This is a genomic window from Embleya sp. AB8, assembly GCF_049739465.1.
Taxonomy (GTDB): Bacteria; Actinomycetota; Actinomycetes; order Streptomycetales; family Streptomycetaceae; genus Embleya.
The window spans coordinates 169,689-186,633 of the sequence record NZ_JBMHHY010000008.1; the positions used below are offsets into that span (position 1 = coordinate 169,689).

Consider the following 16,945-nt stretch of genomic DNA (forward strand, 5'->3'; position numbering starts at 1 on the left):
ACCCGTACACCCGTACACCCGTACGCCGTATGCCCGCACACCCGTATGCCCGCAGCCCGTATCGAGACCACCTCGCCCCGGCCTTTCGCCGTCGTCCGGGCGGGAGTTCGCCGTGCCGTGCCATCAACCCGGGGAGAACATGTACACGCGATCGAGAGTGCGACTGAGCGCCGGCGTCCTGGCCCTGGTGGCCGGGCTCGCCGGGTGTTCCGGGGCGACGGGGAACAGCGTCGAGGTCGGCGACGGGGCCGGGCCGCCGAAGGCCGGCGGCACCCTGACCTTCGCCACCGACAAGGAACCCGACTGCTACGACCCGCACGTGAGCCCCGCCGACATCACCGCCGTCGTATTGCGCAACGTGTTCGACTCGCTGGTGTCGCAGGAACCGGACGGGACCTACCGCCCGTGGCTGGCGACGGCGTGGACGTTGTCCCCGGACGGCACCACCTACACCTTCGAGTTACGGACGGACGTCAAGTTCACCGACGGCACGCCGTTCGACGCCGACGCGGTCAAGGCCAATCTCGACCACATCGCCGCCCCGGGCACCAAATCCCAGTTCGCCGCCTCGCTGATGGGACCCTACGAGAGCACGACCGTGGTCGACCCGCGCACCGTACGGGTCAAGCTGACCCGCCCGTTCGCACCCTTCCTGCACGCGGTCGCCACCACCTACCTGGGCATGCACTCGCCGCGCTCGCTCCAGGTCCGGGCCGCCGACCTGTGCGCGGGCGGCCCGGGCACCGTCGGGACCGGGCCGTTCCGGTTCGCCGCGCATGTCAGGGGCCGGCAGGACGAGTTCGTCCGCAACCCGGACTATGCGTGGGCCCCGCAGAGCGCGGCCCATCCGGGACCGGCCCACCTGGACAAGCTGGTGATCCGATACCTGCCCACCGGTTCGGTCCGGGTGGGCGCGCTGCGCAGCGGTCAGGTCGACGCGATCGACAACGTACCGGCCCAGAACGTCGCCGCCATCGAGGCCGATCGGCGCCTGCGCACCAGTACCGCGGACCTCCCGGGACTGGGCTACACCTACTTCCTCAACACCGAACGACCACCCTTCGACGACCGCCGCGCCCGCCTGGCGGTGCGCGCCGCGGTGGACTTCGGCCCGCTGCTCAAGGCGGTGTTCTTCGGCCGCGCAGCACCGGCGTTCAGCGTGCTCGGGCCGTCCACCACCGGCTATGACCGTGCCCTGGAAGGCAGTTGGGGGCACGACGAGGCGACCGCGAACCGCCTGCTCGACGAACTCGGCTGGACCGGGCGCGATGCCGACGGATATCGGACGAAGGACGGCCGTACCTTCAACATCGATCTGCCGTTCGTCCCCGAGTACACCGTGACCGACCGACGTACGCTCGACGTCGGTGTGCAGGCCGACCTGAAGAAGGTCGGGATCCGGCTCAACCTCGTGCAGTCGACCGCCAACGACTACCTGCCGCGCCGCAACGCCGGCGGCTACGACCTGATCGGCTTCAGCTGGGGCGGGTCCGAACCCGACCTGCTGCGCACCCTGTTCGACTCCGAACAGCAGTTCGCGCAGGGCGGCACCAATGCGGCGCGGCTGCGTGATTCGCAGCTGGACGGGTGGTTGCGCGAGGCAGCGGAGCGTACCGATCCCGCGCAGCGCGCGGCGTTGTACACGAACGTCCAGGCGCGGATCGCCGATCAGGCCTACGCGCTGCCCACCTACGTCGGGCGGCGGGTGGTGTCGACGACCGGTGCGGTGCGGGGGTTGGCGTTCGATGCGAACGCGTGGCCGCTGTTTCGCGACGTGTGGCTGAACGGGCGCGGCTGATGGGCCCGTTCGTCGGATACCTGGTTCGCCGGTTGCTCGCCGGCGTGGTCGTGTTGTGGGGTGCGGCGAGTGTGGCGTTCGTGGCGCTGCATCTGATCGGCGGCGATCCGGTGGACGCCATCCTCGGACCCACCGTCAGTGCCGGTCCGGGGCTGCGCCGGCAGATCACCGACGAGTACGGCTTCGATCGGCCGCTCGTCGTGCAGTACGGCACCTGGCTCGCCCGTCTGGCCGGCGGCGACCTGGGTCGCTCCTACCAGTTGGGGCAGCCGGTGAGCCGGGTGCTCGCCGACCAGGTATGGCCCACCTGCGCGCTCGCACTGTCCGCCGTCGCGCTCGCAGGTGTCCTGGCGGTGGCCACGGCGCTGCTGACCGCCGGTCGTGGTCGGGTGTTGCGCGGCCTGGTCTCCGGCGCGGAGTTGGCGGCGGTGTCGTTGCCGTCGTTCTGGCTCGGGCTGTTGGCCCTGACCTTCTTCTCGTTTCGCTGGCAACTCTTCCCGGTCGCCGGGGATCAGGGTTTCGCCGCACTGGTGTTGCCGGCTGTCACCCTCGCGCTGCCGGTGGCCGGGGTGCTTGCCCAGGTGTTGCGCGAGGCGCTGGACGACGCGCTCACCCAGCCGTTCGTACTCACCGTGCGTACCCGCGGGGTCCCGGAGGCGCTGGTGTTGCTGCGGCACGCGTTGCGGCACGCGGCGATTCCGGTCGTGACGCTGGCCGGTTGGGTGACCGGCAGTCTGCTCGGCGGGGCCGTGTTGACCGAGACGGTGTTCGCCCGACCGGGCCTGGGCCGGGTGCTGCTGGCGGCGGTCGGCTCTCGGGACACCCCGGTGGTGACCGCGATCGTGCTGCTTTCGGCGGCGGCCTTCACGTGCGTCAACCTCCTGGTGGATCTGGCCTATCCGGCACTCGACCCGCGACTGCGGACCGCCCGCGCCCGGGCGCCCCGGCGTGCGGTGTGGATCCGTCGATCCCGGCCGAAGGAGAGTGCGGTATGAGCGCCACCGCGGATGTGCTCGCCGGCTCCGCGAGCCCCGGGCAGCGGGCGACCCGGCTGCGCCTGCGGCCCGGCGTGGTGCTCGCGGTGCTCGTGGTGGCCACCGCCGCGCTGGCCGCGCTGTGGCCGCAGTTGTTGACCGACCGTTCGCCGGACGCGACCGCTCCCGCGCAGGCACTGCAACCGCCCGACGGGGAGCACCTGTTCGGCACCGATCAGCTCGGCCGTGACGTCTACGCCCGGGTCGTGCACGGGACTTGGTTGTCGTTGGAGATCGGGGTGGGGGCCACCGCGATCGGCGCGCTGGGCGGGACGGTCCTCGGCTTGGCGGCGGGACTGGGTGGGCGGGTGGTCGACGCGCTGCTGATGCGGGTGACCGATGTGCTGACCGCCTTCCCGGAGTTGTTGCTCGCGCTCCTGGTGATCACCGTGACCGGTCCGGGTACGGCGAACGTGCTGGTGTCGATCGGGGTCGCGGCCGTACCCGGCTACGCCCGCCTGGTCCGTGCCCGTGCGCTCGTGGTGCGCCGGGCCGAGTACATCGAGGCCGGTGTCGCGCTGGGCCTGTCCCGGCCGGTCCTGGTACTGCGGCACATCCTGCCCAACACCCTCGGGCCGCTCCTGGTGCTGGCCTCGATCGGTACCGGTACGGCCGTGGTCTCCGGGGCCGCGCTCGGCTACCTGGGCCTGGGCCCGCGCCCGCCCGCCGCCGAGTGGGGCGTAATGCTCGCCGACGGCCAGGACTTCGTGCAGACCGCGTGGTGGACCACCGTCTTCCCGGGCCTGGCGATCGCGGCGATCGTGTTGGCGGTGACCGTGCTGGGCCGCCGGCTGCGGGCGCGTGGCGCGGAGGTGGGCCGATGACCGCGCCCACTCGGGACGCACCCGTCCTCCTCGAACCGCTGCGAGTCGGCTCCGCGTTGGTGGAAGTCACCGATTTGCGCGTGGACTTCGGTAGCGGTCGGCACCGGGTGCGGGCCGTCGACGGGGTCGACCTGTCCGTGGCCGCCGGGGAATGCCTGGCGTTGGTGGGGGAGTCCGGCTCCGGGAAGAGTGTGACCGCGCGGGCGCTGGTCGGCCTGGCCGGTGCACGGGCGCGGGTGTCCTGCGCCCGGATGTTGGTCGACGGGCGCGACGCGACCCGCTTCGACGCACGTGCGTGGCGCGGCGTGCGCGGGCGGCGGATCGGGTTCGTGCTGCAGGACGCGATGGTGTCGTTGGATGTGCTGCGTACGGTCGGCGCGGAGGTGGCCGAGCCGCTGCGGACACATCGGGTGGTGCCGCGCGGTCGGGTCGAGGCCCGGGTGCTGGAGCTGTTGGCCGACGCGGGGATTCCCGATCCGGCGCGGCGGGTTCGTCAGTATCCGCATCAGCTCTCCGGCGGTCTGCGGCAACGGGCCCTGATCGCCTCGGCGTTGGCGGCGGAGCCGGCGCTGTTGATCGCCGACGAGCCCACCACGGCGCTGGATGTCACCGTGCAGGCGCAGATCCTCGACCTGCTTGCGCAGCGCCGCGCCGAGGGGATGGGCCTGTTGCTGATCAGCCACGATCTGGCCGTGGTGGCGCGGGTGGCCGATCGGGTGGCGGTGCTGCGCGGCGGGGTGATCGTCGAGCAGGGGCCGGTGGATCGGGTGCTGGGCGAACCGGAACACCCCTATACCCGGCTGTTGTTGGCCGCCGTTCCGTCGGCGCGCACGCGCGGTCGGCGGTTGTCACCGGGGCCGGCGCCGGGGCCAGACTCGGGGCCGGCACCGGCGTCGGGGGAGGACCTACGAGGTGCGCCGTCCGTGCGTCGTACGCGCCCCGACCCCGACGGGCCGCTCCTGGAGGCGCACGGGCTCGGGAAGCGCTACGTCGACTTCGACGGCAGCGTGCGCGAGGTGGTGTGCGACGTGTCGCTGAGCATCCGGCCGGGCGAGGCCGTGGGCGTGGTCGGCGAGTCGGGGTCCGGGAAGACCACCGTCGCGCGCCTGCTGCTGGGCCTGGTACGGCCGGATTCGGGGACCGTGCTGTTCGGCGGCGAACCGTGGAGTGCGGTCCCCGAACGGGCGCGGCGGCCGAGGCGCGGTCGGGTCCAGGTGATTCACCAGGATCCGCTGGGTTCGTTCGATCCGCGCTGGAGTGTGGCCCGGTTGCTGGGCGAGGCGCTCGGTACGGTCGGCGTCCGGCGCGGGGTCGAACGCCGGGAGCGTACCGTCGAGTTGCTGCGGCGGGTCGGTCTCGGGCCGGAGCATCTGCGGCGCGGACCGGCCACGCTGTCCGGCGGACAACGACAGCGGGTGGCGATCGCCCGGGCCCTGGCCACCGAGCCCGACCTGCTGATCTGCGACGAGCCGGTGTCCGCGCTGGATGTGTCGGTGCAGGCGCAGGTCCTCGATCTGCTGGCCGAACTGCGGCGCGCCTACGGCCTGGCGCTGCTGTTCATCTCCCACGATCTGGGCGTCGTCCACCATGTCTGTGATCGCGTACTGGTCATGCGGGACGGCCGGGTGGTGGAACAGGGCGACATCGAGCGGGTGTTCGCCCGCCCCCGACACGACTACACCCGAGAGTTGCTGCGCGCGCTTCCCGGTCGGGACGACGCGACCCGGCGGCGCGACCCATCCGAGATCCCCACCGAACCCCCGTCCGAGATCCCCACCGAACCCCCATCCGAGATCCCCACCGAACCCCCATCCGAGATCCCCACCGAACCCCCATCCGATACCCCGATCGAACCCCAAGCCGATCCGTCGCCCGGGAACGGGGTCACGGCGGAGTCGTCCGAGCCAAGGAGCACAGATTCGTGATCGTGACACTGGAGCAGGAGATCGACGCCGTACGGGCCGCCGGAATCTCGGCGCAACTCGCCTTGGAGGGCGTGGCCACCACGCCCGGAACGGATGCCGGCGGACGGGCCGTACTGGTATCCGAACGCCAAGTGACATCAGGGCAGAGTACGTGGATACGCGGCCTGCCCGGGGTGGCCGAGGTCACCGTCGTACCGGGCAAATATCGGCTGACCTCACGGGTGTTCCGCCCGACCACGACCACCGTCGAGGTCGGCGCGGGCGTGCTGATCGGCGGCCCCGGGTTCGTCGTGGCCGCCGGGCCGTGCGCGGTGGAGAGCGCCGGGCAACTCGACGCGGTGGCCAGGGTGGTGGCCGACGGCGGTGCATCGGTGTTGCGCGGCGGTGCGTTCAAGCCGCGCAGTTCGCCGTACAGCTTCCAGGGTTTGGCGGAGCACGGGCTGCAGCTTCTGGAGGAGCAGCGGGCCCGGACCGGACTGCCGGTGGTCACCGAGGTGTTGGAGCCGGCGTGGATCGAACGGGTCGCGAAGAGTGCGGACATCCTGCAGATCGGCGCGCGGAACATGCAGAACTATCCGCTGCTGCGCGAGGCCGGCCGTTCCGGCCTGCCCGTACTGCTCAAGCGCGGCCTGTCCGCGACGGTGGAGGAGTGGCTGTTGGCGGCGGAGTACGTGCTGTTGGAGGGCAATCCGAACGTGATCCTGTGCGAGCGGGGCATTCGCTCGTACGAGCCATCCACCCGCTTCACCCTCGATCTGAGTGCGATACCGGTGGTCAAGCACGTCAGCCATCTGCCGGTGATCGTCGATCCGAGCCATGCCAGCGGGCGGGCGGACCTGGTGCGGCCGTTGGCGCTGGCCGCCGCCGCGGCGGGTGCGGACGGGCTGCTGATGGATGTGCACACCGATGCGGAGAGTGCCCTGTGTGATGCCGATCAGGCGCTGACCGGGCGGGAGTTCGGCGAGCTGATCGAGGCCCTGGAGCGGGTGCTCCAGGCGGTGGATCGACCGCTGGTGCGTCCGGAGTGGGCGCCTGCGGCCGAGGCGGTGTGAGGTGACCGTCAAGGAGGTGATGGTCGAGGAGGAGACGGTCGAGGAGGAGACGGTCGAGGAGGAGACGGTCGAGGAGGAGACGGCGTTACGCACCGAGGGGCCCTCGGGCGGGCCGGTCGCCGGTCCGGAGATGACCGATGCCGAACGTGTCGGGCTGTGGCAACAACGGCTGTTCGAGGCGGTGGCCGGCATGACCAAGTACCTCGTCGAGCAGCACGCGGGTGCGGCGCTGCGGGCGTGGATCGAGGTGCAGTCGGCGATCTTCGCGGACCTCCCGGCGAACGCGCAGGCGGATCCCGGGGCTTGGCAGCGGGTGTTCTTCCGCGCCCAGGCGCTGATGGAACGCTTCGTGGTCGGGCACTACGGGCACGGCGAGTTGGCGGGTTGGGCCCGGGCCAACGCGGCGGTGCACGGCGCGGTCGAGCGGGACGCGGGCGGGGGCAGCGCGGATGTGATCGGGCGGGTGCGGCGTCAGGCCGAGCTGTACGGCTCGCGCTATCGGGTGGTCGAGGCATCCCGGGAGCGGTCCGAGCTGCTCATCTCGCACTGCTCGATCTGGGACTACCGCGAGGCGGCGCGCCGCCGGGGTGTGCCGATCACGTTGGCGTCGCCGTGCGAGTTCTGCACGGCGGCGACGGCCGCGAACATCGCGGCGCGGGGCTATCGGCCGGAGTTCGAGCTACTGGCGGAGGAAGGCGACGGCGACGGGAGCGGCGGGCGCGGATGCCGGTGGACGGCGAGCAGTCCCGGCGAGGGTGGTGGCGGCTCGTGAACTCGGGGATCGGGACGCGGCGAAGGGAACTCCCGTGGTGACGCCGCCGGTGGACGGCCTGGCCAAAACCAAAGCCGGGGTCGGCGGGCCGGGCCTGGCGCCCGCGCTCGAACGTGCGTATCTCGACGGTCCCGGTGGTCGGCTCGCCTACGTCGATGTCGGGCCGGTCGACGGCGCGCAGCCGGCGGTGGTGTTCGTGCACGGTTGGGGAGCCGACGCGCACGACTGGGACGCCGCCGTCGCGCGGTTCTCGCCGGAGCGTCGAGTGCTGGCGGCGGACCTGCGTGGGCATGGCGGATCGGCGCCGTCACCGAACGGCTACCGGCCGCAACTGCTCGCGGCGGACCTGGCGTTCCTGGTGCGGGCGCGGGTGGTGGCCGGTCCCGTGGTGCTGGTCGGTCATTCGCTCGGGGCCGTCGTCGCGTCGGTGCTCGCGGTCGAGTGGTCGGTGCCGGTGGCCGGGCTGGTCGTGGTGGACCCGGCGTACGGCCGACCGGCGGGGCATCGGGCGCGGGTCGAGCCGTGGGTGGCGCGGTTGCGGGACGGGGATGCGGAGTTCGGCGCCGAACTCGTCGCGGGATCGGTGGATGCGCGGCGGCATGCGCGGCTGCGCGAGTACCTGTTCCGGCGGGCCAGGGACACGCCCCGGGAGACCATCTGGCGGGCGCTGGCGGATCTGCATCTGTCGGAGGGGGCGATCTCCGCCGAACCGGCCGGCGGTCGCTATCTGGAGGGCCGGGCGGGTCCGGTGTTGGCGCTGAATCGGGATCGGCGGCGGGCGCGGTGGGAGGCGGGCGTACTGGCGTCGAGCCGGGCGCCGGGCGCCGGGCCGGCCTCGCGGAGCCTGGTGTGGGAGGACACCGGGCACTTTCCGCACCTGGAGGAGCCGCAACGGTTCCATGCGTTGTTGGCACAGTGGTTGGGGCTGCTCGCGGGCGCACCGGCGCGGACGTTCACGTTCGGCGCGGATGTGGTGGAGCCGGCCGGGGCGGTCGCGCCCGGGCGGGACGCGTGATGTGCGCGGCAGTGGGCATCGCCCGGGACGCGGGCCCGGGCGTGGTCGAGGCGGCGCGCCTGGTGCGCGAGCGAGTGGTGTCGCCGGTCGAGTTGCTGGCCTGGCAGGTCGAGCGGATCCGGACACTGGACCCGGGACTGCGCGCGTTCCACGAGGTCGATCTCGACGGTGCGCGGCACGCGGCGCAGCGCGCCGAGTGGCAGGTGCGTACTCCCGGTGTCGCGCTCGGGCCGCTGCACGGCGTACCGGTCGCGGTCAAGCGGGTGTTCGACACCGGTGCGCCGGGCCGGCGGGCGGCGGCGGCCGTCGAGGCGCTACGGGCGGCGGGCGCGGTGCTGGTCGGGACCACAATCGCGCCGGCGTTGTTCGACTTCGACTCGCCCACCCGCAATCCGTGGTGCCGCTCGGGTACCCCCGGCTGGTCCAGCGGGGGTTCCGCGGTCGCGGTGGCCGCCGGCCTGGTGCCCGCCGCGCTCGGCAGCGACACCGTGGGCTCGGTCCGCATCCCCGCCGCGCTGTGTGGCGTGGTCGGGATGCGGCCCGGCGCCGGACGGGTGGACCGGCGGGGCCTCGCGGTCATGTCGGAGACCTTCGACGAGGTCGGCCCGCTGGCCCGGCGGGTCGAGGACGTCGCCGCACTGCTGGGTGTGCTGGACGCGGGCCTCGCGCAGGCGGGTCGGACCGGGGCCGGAGGTGATCTGCGCGGCCTGCGGATCGCCGTGCCGGGGGGCCGCTTCCGCGAGCGGTGCGCCCCGGAGGTGACGGCGGCCGTGGCACACGCGGCGCGAGTGTTGTGCGGGCGGGGCGCGGTGTTGCGGGAGGCCCACGTGGGAGAGAGCTTCTTCGACGGCGAGCTCACCCGTACCGTCATCGCGGTCGACACATCCGTCCGGGTGGGCCGACGTGCCCTGCCCGGTGGGTCGGTGGGCGACGCGGCTCGCGCGGGAGCGCGCGTGGACGCCGCCGCGCGGGCCGCGTTGCGTCGGCGGTTGGCCGACCTGCGTCGTGACTGGGCGCGGGCGACGCGCGGCGTCGACGTGTTGATCGTGCCGACCGTGCCGGTTCCCGCCGTCGATCTCGACGCGGTGAATGTGCAACACGCGGACGGCACACGGGAGTCGGTCACCGGGCTGTACCCCCGCCTGTGCCGTCCCGCAGTGCTGGCCGGGGCGCCGGCCCTGACCGTGCCCGCCGGCCTCACGAGCGAAGGACTGCCGCTGGCCGTGCAGTTCCTCGGCGGTCCAAGCCCGGGCGGTGACGCGGCGGTGTTGCGCGCGGGTGCCGGCTACGAGGCCGCGATCGGCGCCCTGCCGGCACCGCCCGGCACGGCCGGCGCACATCCGTGGGGGCGATGAGACCCCATCGCCTTCGATCTTCGAAACCGACGACGACAGTACCGACGACGACAGTGAAGGACACACGATGACGGACGAGCCCGAGGCGTCTTCGCCCCATGCGCGGACGGCCGTGGTGACCGGTGCGGCGAGTGGCATCGGCGCGGCCACCGCGCGACGGTTGGTACGGGCCGGTTGGCAAGTCACCGGGTGGGACCTGGTGGCGCCCGAGGACGGGCGGGATCCGGACGGGGTGCGGTGGCGGCGCGTGGACGTGGCCGACCACGAGGCCGTTGCCGCCGCCGCTCGTGACCTCCCCGGTGGTGTCGATCTGCTCGTCAACGCGGCGGGTATCGGCGGTTCGGGGGCGGCTGCGACGCTGGCGCCGGAGCGGTGGGACCGGGTGCTGGCCGTCGACCTGAACGCGGTCTTCTACACCAGCCGGGCGCTGCACGCGGCCCTGTCCGCCCGGCGCGGGCTGATCGTCAACATCGCCTCGATCACCGCGCACCGCGCCGGGCGCAACCGGGCCGCGTACTGCACGGCCAAGGCCGGGGTGGTGATGCTCACCGAGGTGCTCGGCGTCGAGTGGGCCGAGGACGGGGTGCGCGTCGTCGGCGTCAGCCCCGGCTACACCCGCACCCCCATGGTCGAACGGGCCCTGGCCACCGGCGGGTTGGTCGAGGAACGCATCCGGTCGCGGACGCCGCAGGGGCGGTTGCTCGAGCCGGACGAGGTCGCCGCGTTCGTCCAGGCCCTGGCCGGCAACACGTTCGCCGCCGTCACCGCGACCACCCTGCGCTTCGACGGCGGTTGGTCCGCGAACGGGGACTACTGATGGAGGGCCACCCGTTCGCGACGCCGGCGAACCCGGCGGATGCGCCCCCCCGGCATGTCGACGAGGTCCGTGCCGATCTGGTCGTGGTCGGCGGCGGGCTGGCCGGGCTGTGTCTGGCGCTGGCCGCGGCACGGGAGGGCGCCGACACCGTACTGGTGCACGATCGCCCGGTGCTGGGCGGCAATTCGTCCAGCGAGGTCCGGGTCATCCCCGCCGGCGCCGGCCATGTGTCCGCCTGGGCGCGGGAGACCGGCATCGTCGAGGACCTGCTCCTGGACGACCGCGCGGCCAATCACGCGCAGTTCTGGGAGGGCGGATTGACCAACTCCGGCTGGGACTTGACCCTGCTGGACGCCACCCGACGGCAACCGGGTCTGCGGGTGATCCGCAACGCCGTGGTGCGCGCGGCGCAGGTACGCGCGGGTGCGCACGGTCGCGAGATCGTCCGCCTGGATGCCGTCCAGTCGACGACGGAGAAGGACATCCGGCTGTACGGACGGCAGTTCGCGGACTGTACCGGCAACGGCACCGTCGGTTATCTGGCGGGCGCGTCCTGGGACTACGGCCGGGAGAGCCGTGCCGAGTTCGGCGAACCGCTGGCCCCGCGCGTGCGCGACCGGGCGACCTCGGGCAGCACCATCATGCTGCACGCGCGCGACGTCGGCCGCCCGGTGCCCTACCTCGCACCCGAGTGGGCCGAGCACTACGCGACCGCCAAGGCCATCGGCGCGTTTCGCGACCTGCGCAACGTGCACCGCCCCGAGTTCGGCGGCTTCTGGTGGCTGGAGATCGGCTACCCGTACCACCAGATCACCGGCGCCGAGGAGGTCCGGGACGAACTCCTCGCGCACGCGCTGGGTGTCTGGGACCACCTCAAGAACCACCACCCGGAACGCGAACGCCTGGCCGGCCACGCGCTGGACTGGATCGGCGCGCTGCCCGGACGCCGGGAGAGCCGCCGGCTGCTCGGCGACGTGGTGATCACCGAATGGGACTGCCACCGCGACCCCGACTGGCCGGACCGGATCGGCACCGCCGGCTGGTACCTCGACCTGCACACCGTCGGCGGCCTGCTGAACAAGCTCGACCCGGGCGAGCCCTCCCAGGCCGACGCCAACTACCGGCACTGGTCGCGCGTACCACCCTTCGGCGTACCGCTGCGCGCCTGCTACAGCCGCGACGTGGCCAACCTGTGGGTGGGCGGACGTTGCCTCAGCGCCACGCATGTCGCCCTCGGCGCGCTGCGCGTCCAGCAGACCCTCGGCATGCTCGGCCAGGCCGTCGGCACCGCCGCCGCCTACGCCCTCGCGCACGACCTCACCCCGCGCGCCGCCGCCCGCCCGGACGGGCCGCACATCGACCGCATCCAACAGCGCATCCTGCACAGCGACGTCCGCATCCCGGGTCTGCGCGAGCGACCCGACCCCCGCCTGCCCGAACCCCGTGCCCACGCGAGCAGTCAGGCCCGGTTCGACCTCGGCCGGCCCGACCCCGCCGCGGTCCGCTGCCTGTCCGTACCGCGCGCCCAGGTGTTCCCGGTGGCCGGCGAGCGACTGGAGACGATCGAGGTACACGTACGCAACGACGGCGCGGACGAACTGCGTTCCGGCTGGCGGCTGGAGGAGATCGACACGTTGTGGGCGCGCGACGACGGGCGGCCCGTCGCCGCCGGGATCGTCCGGATCCCACCCGGCGCCGGACCCGTGGTGCTGGCCGTGCACGCCGCGGTCCGCCCGGGTCGACTGCACCGCCTCGCCCTGGGCGTCGCCGCCGCCGGCGCGCCCGGCGGCCCGGCCCTCGCCGCCGCCCACTGGCTCGCCGCCACCGACCAACCCCCGGGCACCACCGCCCAGTTCCGGCACGAGTCGGCCGGCGGCCCGGACCCGACGACGGAGGCGGGCGGGCCGTTTCATCCGGACCAGATCGACATCCCGGCGTACCGCCACTGGGCCCCGGACAAATGGACCGCATTGACCCTGCGTCCCACGCCGGAGCAATACCCCTACGGGCCCGACAACGCGATCAACGGCCGGCACTGGCCGCACGCGTGGCCCAATCTGTGGATGTCCGACCCGGCCGCGCCGCTGCCCCAACACCTGGACCTCGGCTACGACCCGCCGGCCACCTTCGACCAGGTACGGGTGCGCTTCGACACCGACCTCAACGCCCGGATCAGCTCCGCGCCCGGCCTGTGGCAACCACCCCAATGTGTCTCGCACTACCGGCTGCTGGTGCGCACCGGCAGCGGGGCCGACGGCGCCGGCGCACCGTGGCGCGAGATCCACCACACGACCGGCAACCACCGGCGGCTCAACGTGATTTCACTCCCGAACCCGGTGACCGCGCATGCGGTGCGCCTGGAGATCCTCGGCGTCGGCGCCCCCGGCGCTCGCCCGCTCGGCCCCGAGGAGGCCACCTACTGGCGCGAGGACGGCCTGCGCGCCACCCGCGCGACGCTGGAGCCGGGCTGTCGGGTCTACGGAATCGACCTGCACCTCACCGGCCGATGTCGCCCTTCCGCGCCACCCGGCACCGACCCGGGACCCACCGTCCCCGCCTGCTGCCCCGCCACCCAACCCCAGGAGAGCACCCCGTGTGCGGCATCACCGGATGGATCGACACCGAACGCGACCTGACCACCCCCGAACACCACACGAGTGCCCAGGCGATGACCGCGACCATGGCCTGCCGAGGACCCGACGACAGCGGCCTGTGGTGCTCGCCGCACGCGATCCTCGGCCATCGCCGCCTGTCCATCATCGACCTCGACGGCGGTCGCCAACCGATGGCCGCCGACGCGAACGACGTCGTGCTCACCTACAGCGGCGAGATCTACAACTTCACCGAACTGCGCGCCGAACTCGCGGCCCGGGGACACCGGTTCCACACCCGCTCGGACACCGAAGTGGTACTGCGCGGCTACCTCGAATGGGGCCCCGAACTGGCCGCCCGGCTCAACGGCATGTACGCCTTCGCGATCTGGGACGCCCGCACCCGCGAACTGCTCCTGATCCGCGACCGGTTGGGCATCAAACCGCTGTACTACCACCCCTACCCCGGCGGCCTGCTGTTCGGCTCCGAACCCAAGGCGATCCTCGCCAACCCGCTGTTCGAGGCGGCGCTGGACGACTCCGGCATCGCCGAACTGTTCGCGCTGCCCACCGCGCCCACCCCGGGACACGGCATCTTCGCCGGACTGCGCCAGGTACGGGCGGGACACCTCGTCCGGGCCACCGAGCGAGGCGTCACGGAAACCGCCTACTGGCACCCGCCCGCACACCCGCACACCGACGACCCCGAGACCACCGCCGCCCACGTCCGCGAACTGCTCCGGGACACCGTCGCCCGCCAACTCGTCGCCGACGTCCCGCTCGGCTCGCTGCTGTCCGGCGGCGTCGACTCCAGTGCCGTATCCGCCCTGGCCGCCGCCGAGTCGGCCCGCGCGGGCGGCAAACTCGACACCTACTCGGTCGACTTCCCCGACGGCGAACGCGGATTCCGCCGCACGGCGTGGCACGACAGCCGCGACGAACCCTTCGCCCGGGCCGTCGCCGACCACCTCGGCACCAACCACACCACGATCGTGGTCGACCCGGGAGACGTGCGTCGCTACGAGGAGACCGTGCTGCGCGCCCGCGACCTGCCCGGGTGGGGCGAGATGGACGTCTCGCTGTACCTGCTGTTCGAGCGGGTCCGCCGGCACTCCACCGTCGCGCTCTCCGGCGAATCGGCCGACGAAGTCTTCGGCGGCTACCCGTACTTCCGCGACCCGGCCGCGCTCGCCCACGACGGCTTCCCGTGGCTGTACGGCCGCGAGACCCCGGCGGCGCTGCTGCGCCCCGAGGTATCCGCGCGCGTTCGACCGCAGGAGTACGCGCGTTCGCGGTACGAGGAGGCCCTGGCGCAGGTGCCGCGCCTGCCCGGTGAGCGTGGCCGGGACGCGCGGGTGCGGGAGGTCTCCTACCTCGCCCTCACCCGCTGGTTGCCCGCGCTGCTGGATCGTAAGGACCGGATGAGCATGGCCACCGGCCTGGAGGTACGGGTGCCGTTCTGCGACCACCGCTTGGTGGAGTACGTGTGGAACGTGCCCTGGGCGGTGCGCTTCGCCGACGGCGAGGAGAAACACCTGCTGCGCCGCGCGGTCGCCGATCTGCTCCCGGATCGGGTCGTGCACCGGCGCAAGAGCGCGTTCCCGGCCAATCCCGACCCCGGCTACCCGCAGGCGCTGCGCACGCGCGTGGCGGACCTGCTCGCCGACCCCGTCGCGCCCGTCTTCGAACTCGTGGACCGTGCGGCCGTCACCGCCCTGGTCGACGCCGGCCGGCCGCTGCCCAGCCCGCGGGCGGCGAGCAGCGCCACGGCCGGGCTCGGCTACCTGCTCGGCGTGGATGCGTGGTTGCGCGCGTACCGCGTCCGGATCCGCTGACCCCACCACTTTTCTCGACCTCGCTCGATTTGGGAGGACCGGCCCATGTGCGGCATCACCGGCTGGGTGGACCACCACCACCCGCACCCCGACGAATCGCCGACCGGCGACGGCGAGAGCCGACGTGTGCTCGCCGCGATGACCGGGACCATGGCCTGCCGCGGCCCGGACGCCGAGGGCCTGTGGCACTCGGGACCGGCCGCGCTCGGCCACCGACGACTCGCGATCCTCGACCTCACCGGCAGTGCCCAACCGATGCCGCTGGGAGAGGCGGGTCACGAACGACTCGTGCTCAGCTACAGCGGCGAGTTGTACAACTACCGTGAGCTGCGCGCCGAACTCTCGGCTCTCGGGCACGTGTTCCGCAACACCGGTGACACCGAGGTGGTACTCGCCGGCTGGCATGCGTGGGGACCGGCCGCCGCCGAACGATTCAACGGGATGTACGCGTTCGCCGTCTGGGACACCCGCGCCCGCGAACTCTGGCTGGTCCGCGACCGGTTGGGCATCAAACCGCTGTACTACCGGCGCACCCCCGGCGGCGTGCTCTTCGGCTCCGAGCCCAAGGCGATCCTCGCGCACCCCGGCGCCGGCCGGCCGCGCGTGGACGAAGAGGGCCTGATCCAACTGTTGTTGCCACTGCTCAAGGTGCCGGGCCGGGCGCCCTACGCGGACCTGCGCGAGGTACGGCCGGGGCACCTGCTGCGGGTGCGGGCCGACGGCTCGGCGGCCGAACTGCGCTACTGGGCACCGGAACCGCGCGAGCACCGGGACACCTGGGAGGACACCGTCGGGCACGTTCGCGAGCTGCTCGCGGACACCGTCACCCGCCAACTCGTCGCCGACGTACCGCTGTGCACGCTGCTGTCCGGCGGCTTGGACTCGTCCGCGATCACCGCGCTCGCCCGACCGGCGGGCGGCCGGCCGCCACGTTCGTTCTCGGTCGGGTTCACCTCTGCCGCCGGCGAACCCGCCGCGACCGAGGACGATCCGTACGTCCGCCTCGCCGCAGCCCATCTGGGCAGCGAACACCGCGACATCGTGCTCGACGGCGCCCGACTGGCCGCGCCGCGGGTACGCGAGGCGTGCGTACGCGCCCGCGATCTGCCGATCGGCATCGGTGACCTGGACCTGAGCCTGCATCAGTTGTTCGCGGCGATCCGCGAGCACTCGACCGTCGCCCTGTCCGGCGAATCGGCGGACGAAGTGTTCGGCGGCTACCGGTGGTTCCACCACCCCGACGCCGTACACGCGGACACCTTCCCGTGGTTGGCCGACTCGCCCGCGCACGGCCGGCTGCACCAGCGCATCCTGGCGCTGTTCCGCAAGGACGTACGGGAGCGGTTCGGGGTGCAGGACTACGTCGCCGACCAGTACCGGACGGCGTTGGCGGAGGTCCGCCACCACGACGGCGCGGGGGCCGAGCAGCACCGGATGGACGAGATCGGGCATCTCGCGTTGACCCGCTTCCTGCCGACGCTGCTCGACCGCAAGGATCGACTGAGCATGGCGGTCGGGCTGGAGGTGCGGGTGCCGTTCTGCGACCACCGGCTGGTCGAATACGTCCAGGACATCCCATGGACCCTGCGCACGCACGACGGGCGGGAGAAGAGCGTGCTGCGCGCCGCTGTCGCCGATCTGTTGCCCGATGCCGTGCTGCACCGGCCCAAGAGTCCGTATCCGTCCACGCCCGACCCGGTGTACTCACGGGCGCTGCGTGAGCAACTCGCCGAGCGGTTGGCCGATCCCGGCTGCCGGCTGCCGGAACTGTTCGACGAGGACGCGCTGCACGACGCGGTCACCGTGTCCGAACAGGGCAGCCTGATCAGCAATGTCGGGGCCGAACTGGCGCTGAACTTCGACGTGTGGCTGCGCGCCTACGACCCGGAACTGCCGCTGTGAGCGGGGGTGCGGCCCGGGTGGACGG

General features: G+C 72.9%; 12 protein-coding genes. All 12 read left to right on the top strand.

Going from position 1 to position 16,945, the window contains the following annotated elements:
• Window positions 1–139 precede the first annotated feature (139 nt).
• The 12 genes from ABIA38_RS13775 to asnB (ABIA38_RS13830) all read left to right on the top strand — a co-directional run bounded on the left by ABIA38_RS13775 (window position 140) and on the right by asnB (ABIA38_RS13830) (window position 16,920).
• The gene (locus ABIA38_RS13775) at window positions 140–1,798 is read left to right on the top strand and encodes an ABC transporter substrate-binding protein (RefSeq protein WP_424638871.1); all 1,659 of its coding nucleotides are present in this window, start codon (window positions 140–142) and stop codon (window positions 1,796–1,798) included.
• Window positions 1,798–2,793 (top strand): ABC transporter permease, encoded by a 996-nt coding sequence (locus ABIA38_RS13780; protein WP_424638872.1) that lies wholly within the window; start codon window positions 1,798–1,800, stop codon window positions 2,791–2,793. The genes ABIA38_RS13775 and ABIA38_RS13780 overlap by 1 nt, the downstream gene beginning before the upstream one ends.
• Complete coding sequence (locus ABIA38_RS13785; protein WP_424638873.1) at window positions 2,790–3,656, top strand: ABC transporter permease; 867 nt, start codon at window positions 2,790–2,792, stop codon at window positions 3,654–3,656. The genes ABIA38_RS13780 and ABIA38_RS13785 overlap by 4 nt, the downstream gene beginning before the upstream one ends.
• Window positions 3,653–5,581, top strand: coding sequence for a dipeptide ABC transporter ATP-binding protein (locus ABIA38_RS13790; RefSeq protein WP_424638874.1), 1,929 nt, complete (start codon window positions 3,653–3,655; stop codon window positions 5,579–5,581). The genes ABIA38_RS13785 and ABIA38_RS13790 overlap by 4 nt, the downstream gene beginning before the upstream one ends.
• Window positions 5,578–6,633, top strand: a complete 1,056-nt coding sequence (gene aroF / locus ABIA38_RS13795; protein ID WP_424638875.1) for a 3-deoxy-7-phosphoheptulonate synthase — start codon at window positions 5,578–5,580, stop codon at window positions 6,631–6,633. The genes ABIA38_RS13790 and aroF overlap by 4 nt, the downstream gene beginning before the upstream one ends.
• 1 nt (window position 6,634) lies before the next feature.
• Window positions 6,635–7,405 carry a hypothetical protein gene (locus ABIA38_RS13800; RefSeq protein WP_424638876.1) on the top strand — a complete coding sequence of 257 codons (771 nt, stop codon included), beginning with the start codon at window positions 6,635–6,637 and terminating at the stop codon, window positions 7,403–7,405.
• Window positions 7,406–7,439: 34 nt separating this feature from the next.
• Window positions 7,440–8,420: an alpha/beta fold hydrolase gene (locus tag ABIA38_RS13805; protein WP_424638877.1), complete on the top strand. Its 981-nt coding sequence runs from the start codon at window positions 7,440–7,442 to the stop codon at window positions 8,418–8,420.
• The gene (locus tag ABIA38_RS13810) at window positions 8,420–9,775 is read left to right on the top strand and encodes an amidase (RefSeq protein ID WP_424638878.1); all 1,356 of its coding nucleotides are present in this window, start codon (window positions 8,420–8,422) and stop codon (window positions 9,773–9,775) included. The genes ABIA38_RS13805 and ABIA38_RS13810 overlap by 1 nt, the downstream gene beginning before the upstream one ends.
• Before the next feature lie 67 nt (window positions 9,776–9,842).
• Window positions 9,843–10,592 carry an SDR family NAD(P)-dependent oxidoreductase gene (locus ABIA38_RS13815; RefSeq protein WP_424638879.1) on the top strand — a complete coding sequence of 250 codons (750 nt, stop codon included), beginning with the start codon at window positions 9,843–9,845 and terminating at the stop codon, window positions 10,590–10,592.
• On the top strand, window positions 10,592–13,228 hold the full coding sequence (locus tag ABIA38_RS13820) for an FAD-dependent oxidoreductase (RefSeq protein ID WP_424638880.1): 2,637 nt from the start codon (window positions 10,592–10,594) through the stop codon (window positions 13,226–13,228). The genes ABIA38_RS13815 and ABIA38_RS13820 overlap by 1 nt, the downstream gene beginning before the upstream one ends.
• Entirely contained in the window at window positions 13,186–15,018 is a 1,833-nt protein-coding gene (asnB, locus tag ABIA38_RS13825) for an asparagine synthase (glutamine-hydrolyzing) (protein WP_424638881.1), read from the top strand. Before ABIA38_RS13820 ends, asnB (ABIA38_RS13825) begins: the two co-directional genes overlap by 43 nt.
• Window positions 15,019–15,063: 45 nt before the next feature.
• Entirely contained in the window at window positions 15,064–16,920 is a 1,857-nt protein-coding gene (gene asnB / locus ABIA38_RS13830) for an asparagine synthase (glutamine-hydrolyzing) (protein WP_424638882.1), read from the top strand.
• Window positions 16,921–16,945: the final 25 nt, after the last annotated feature.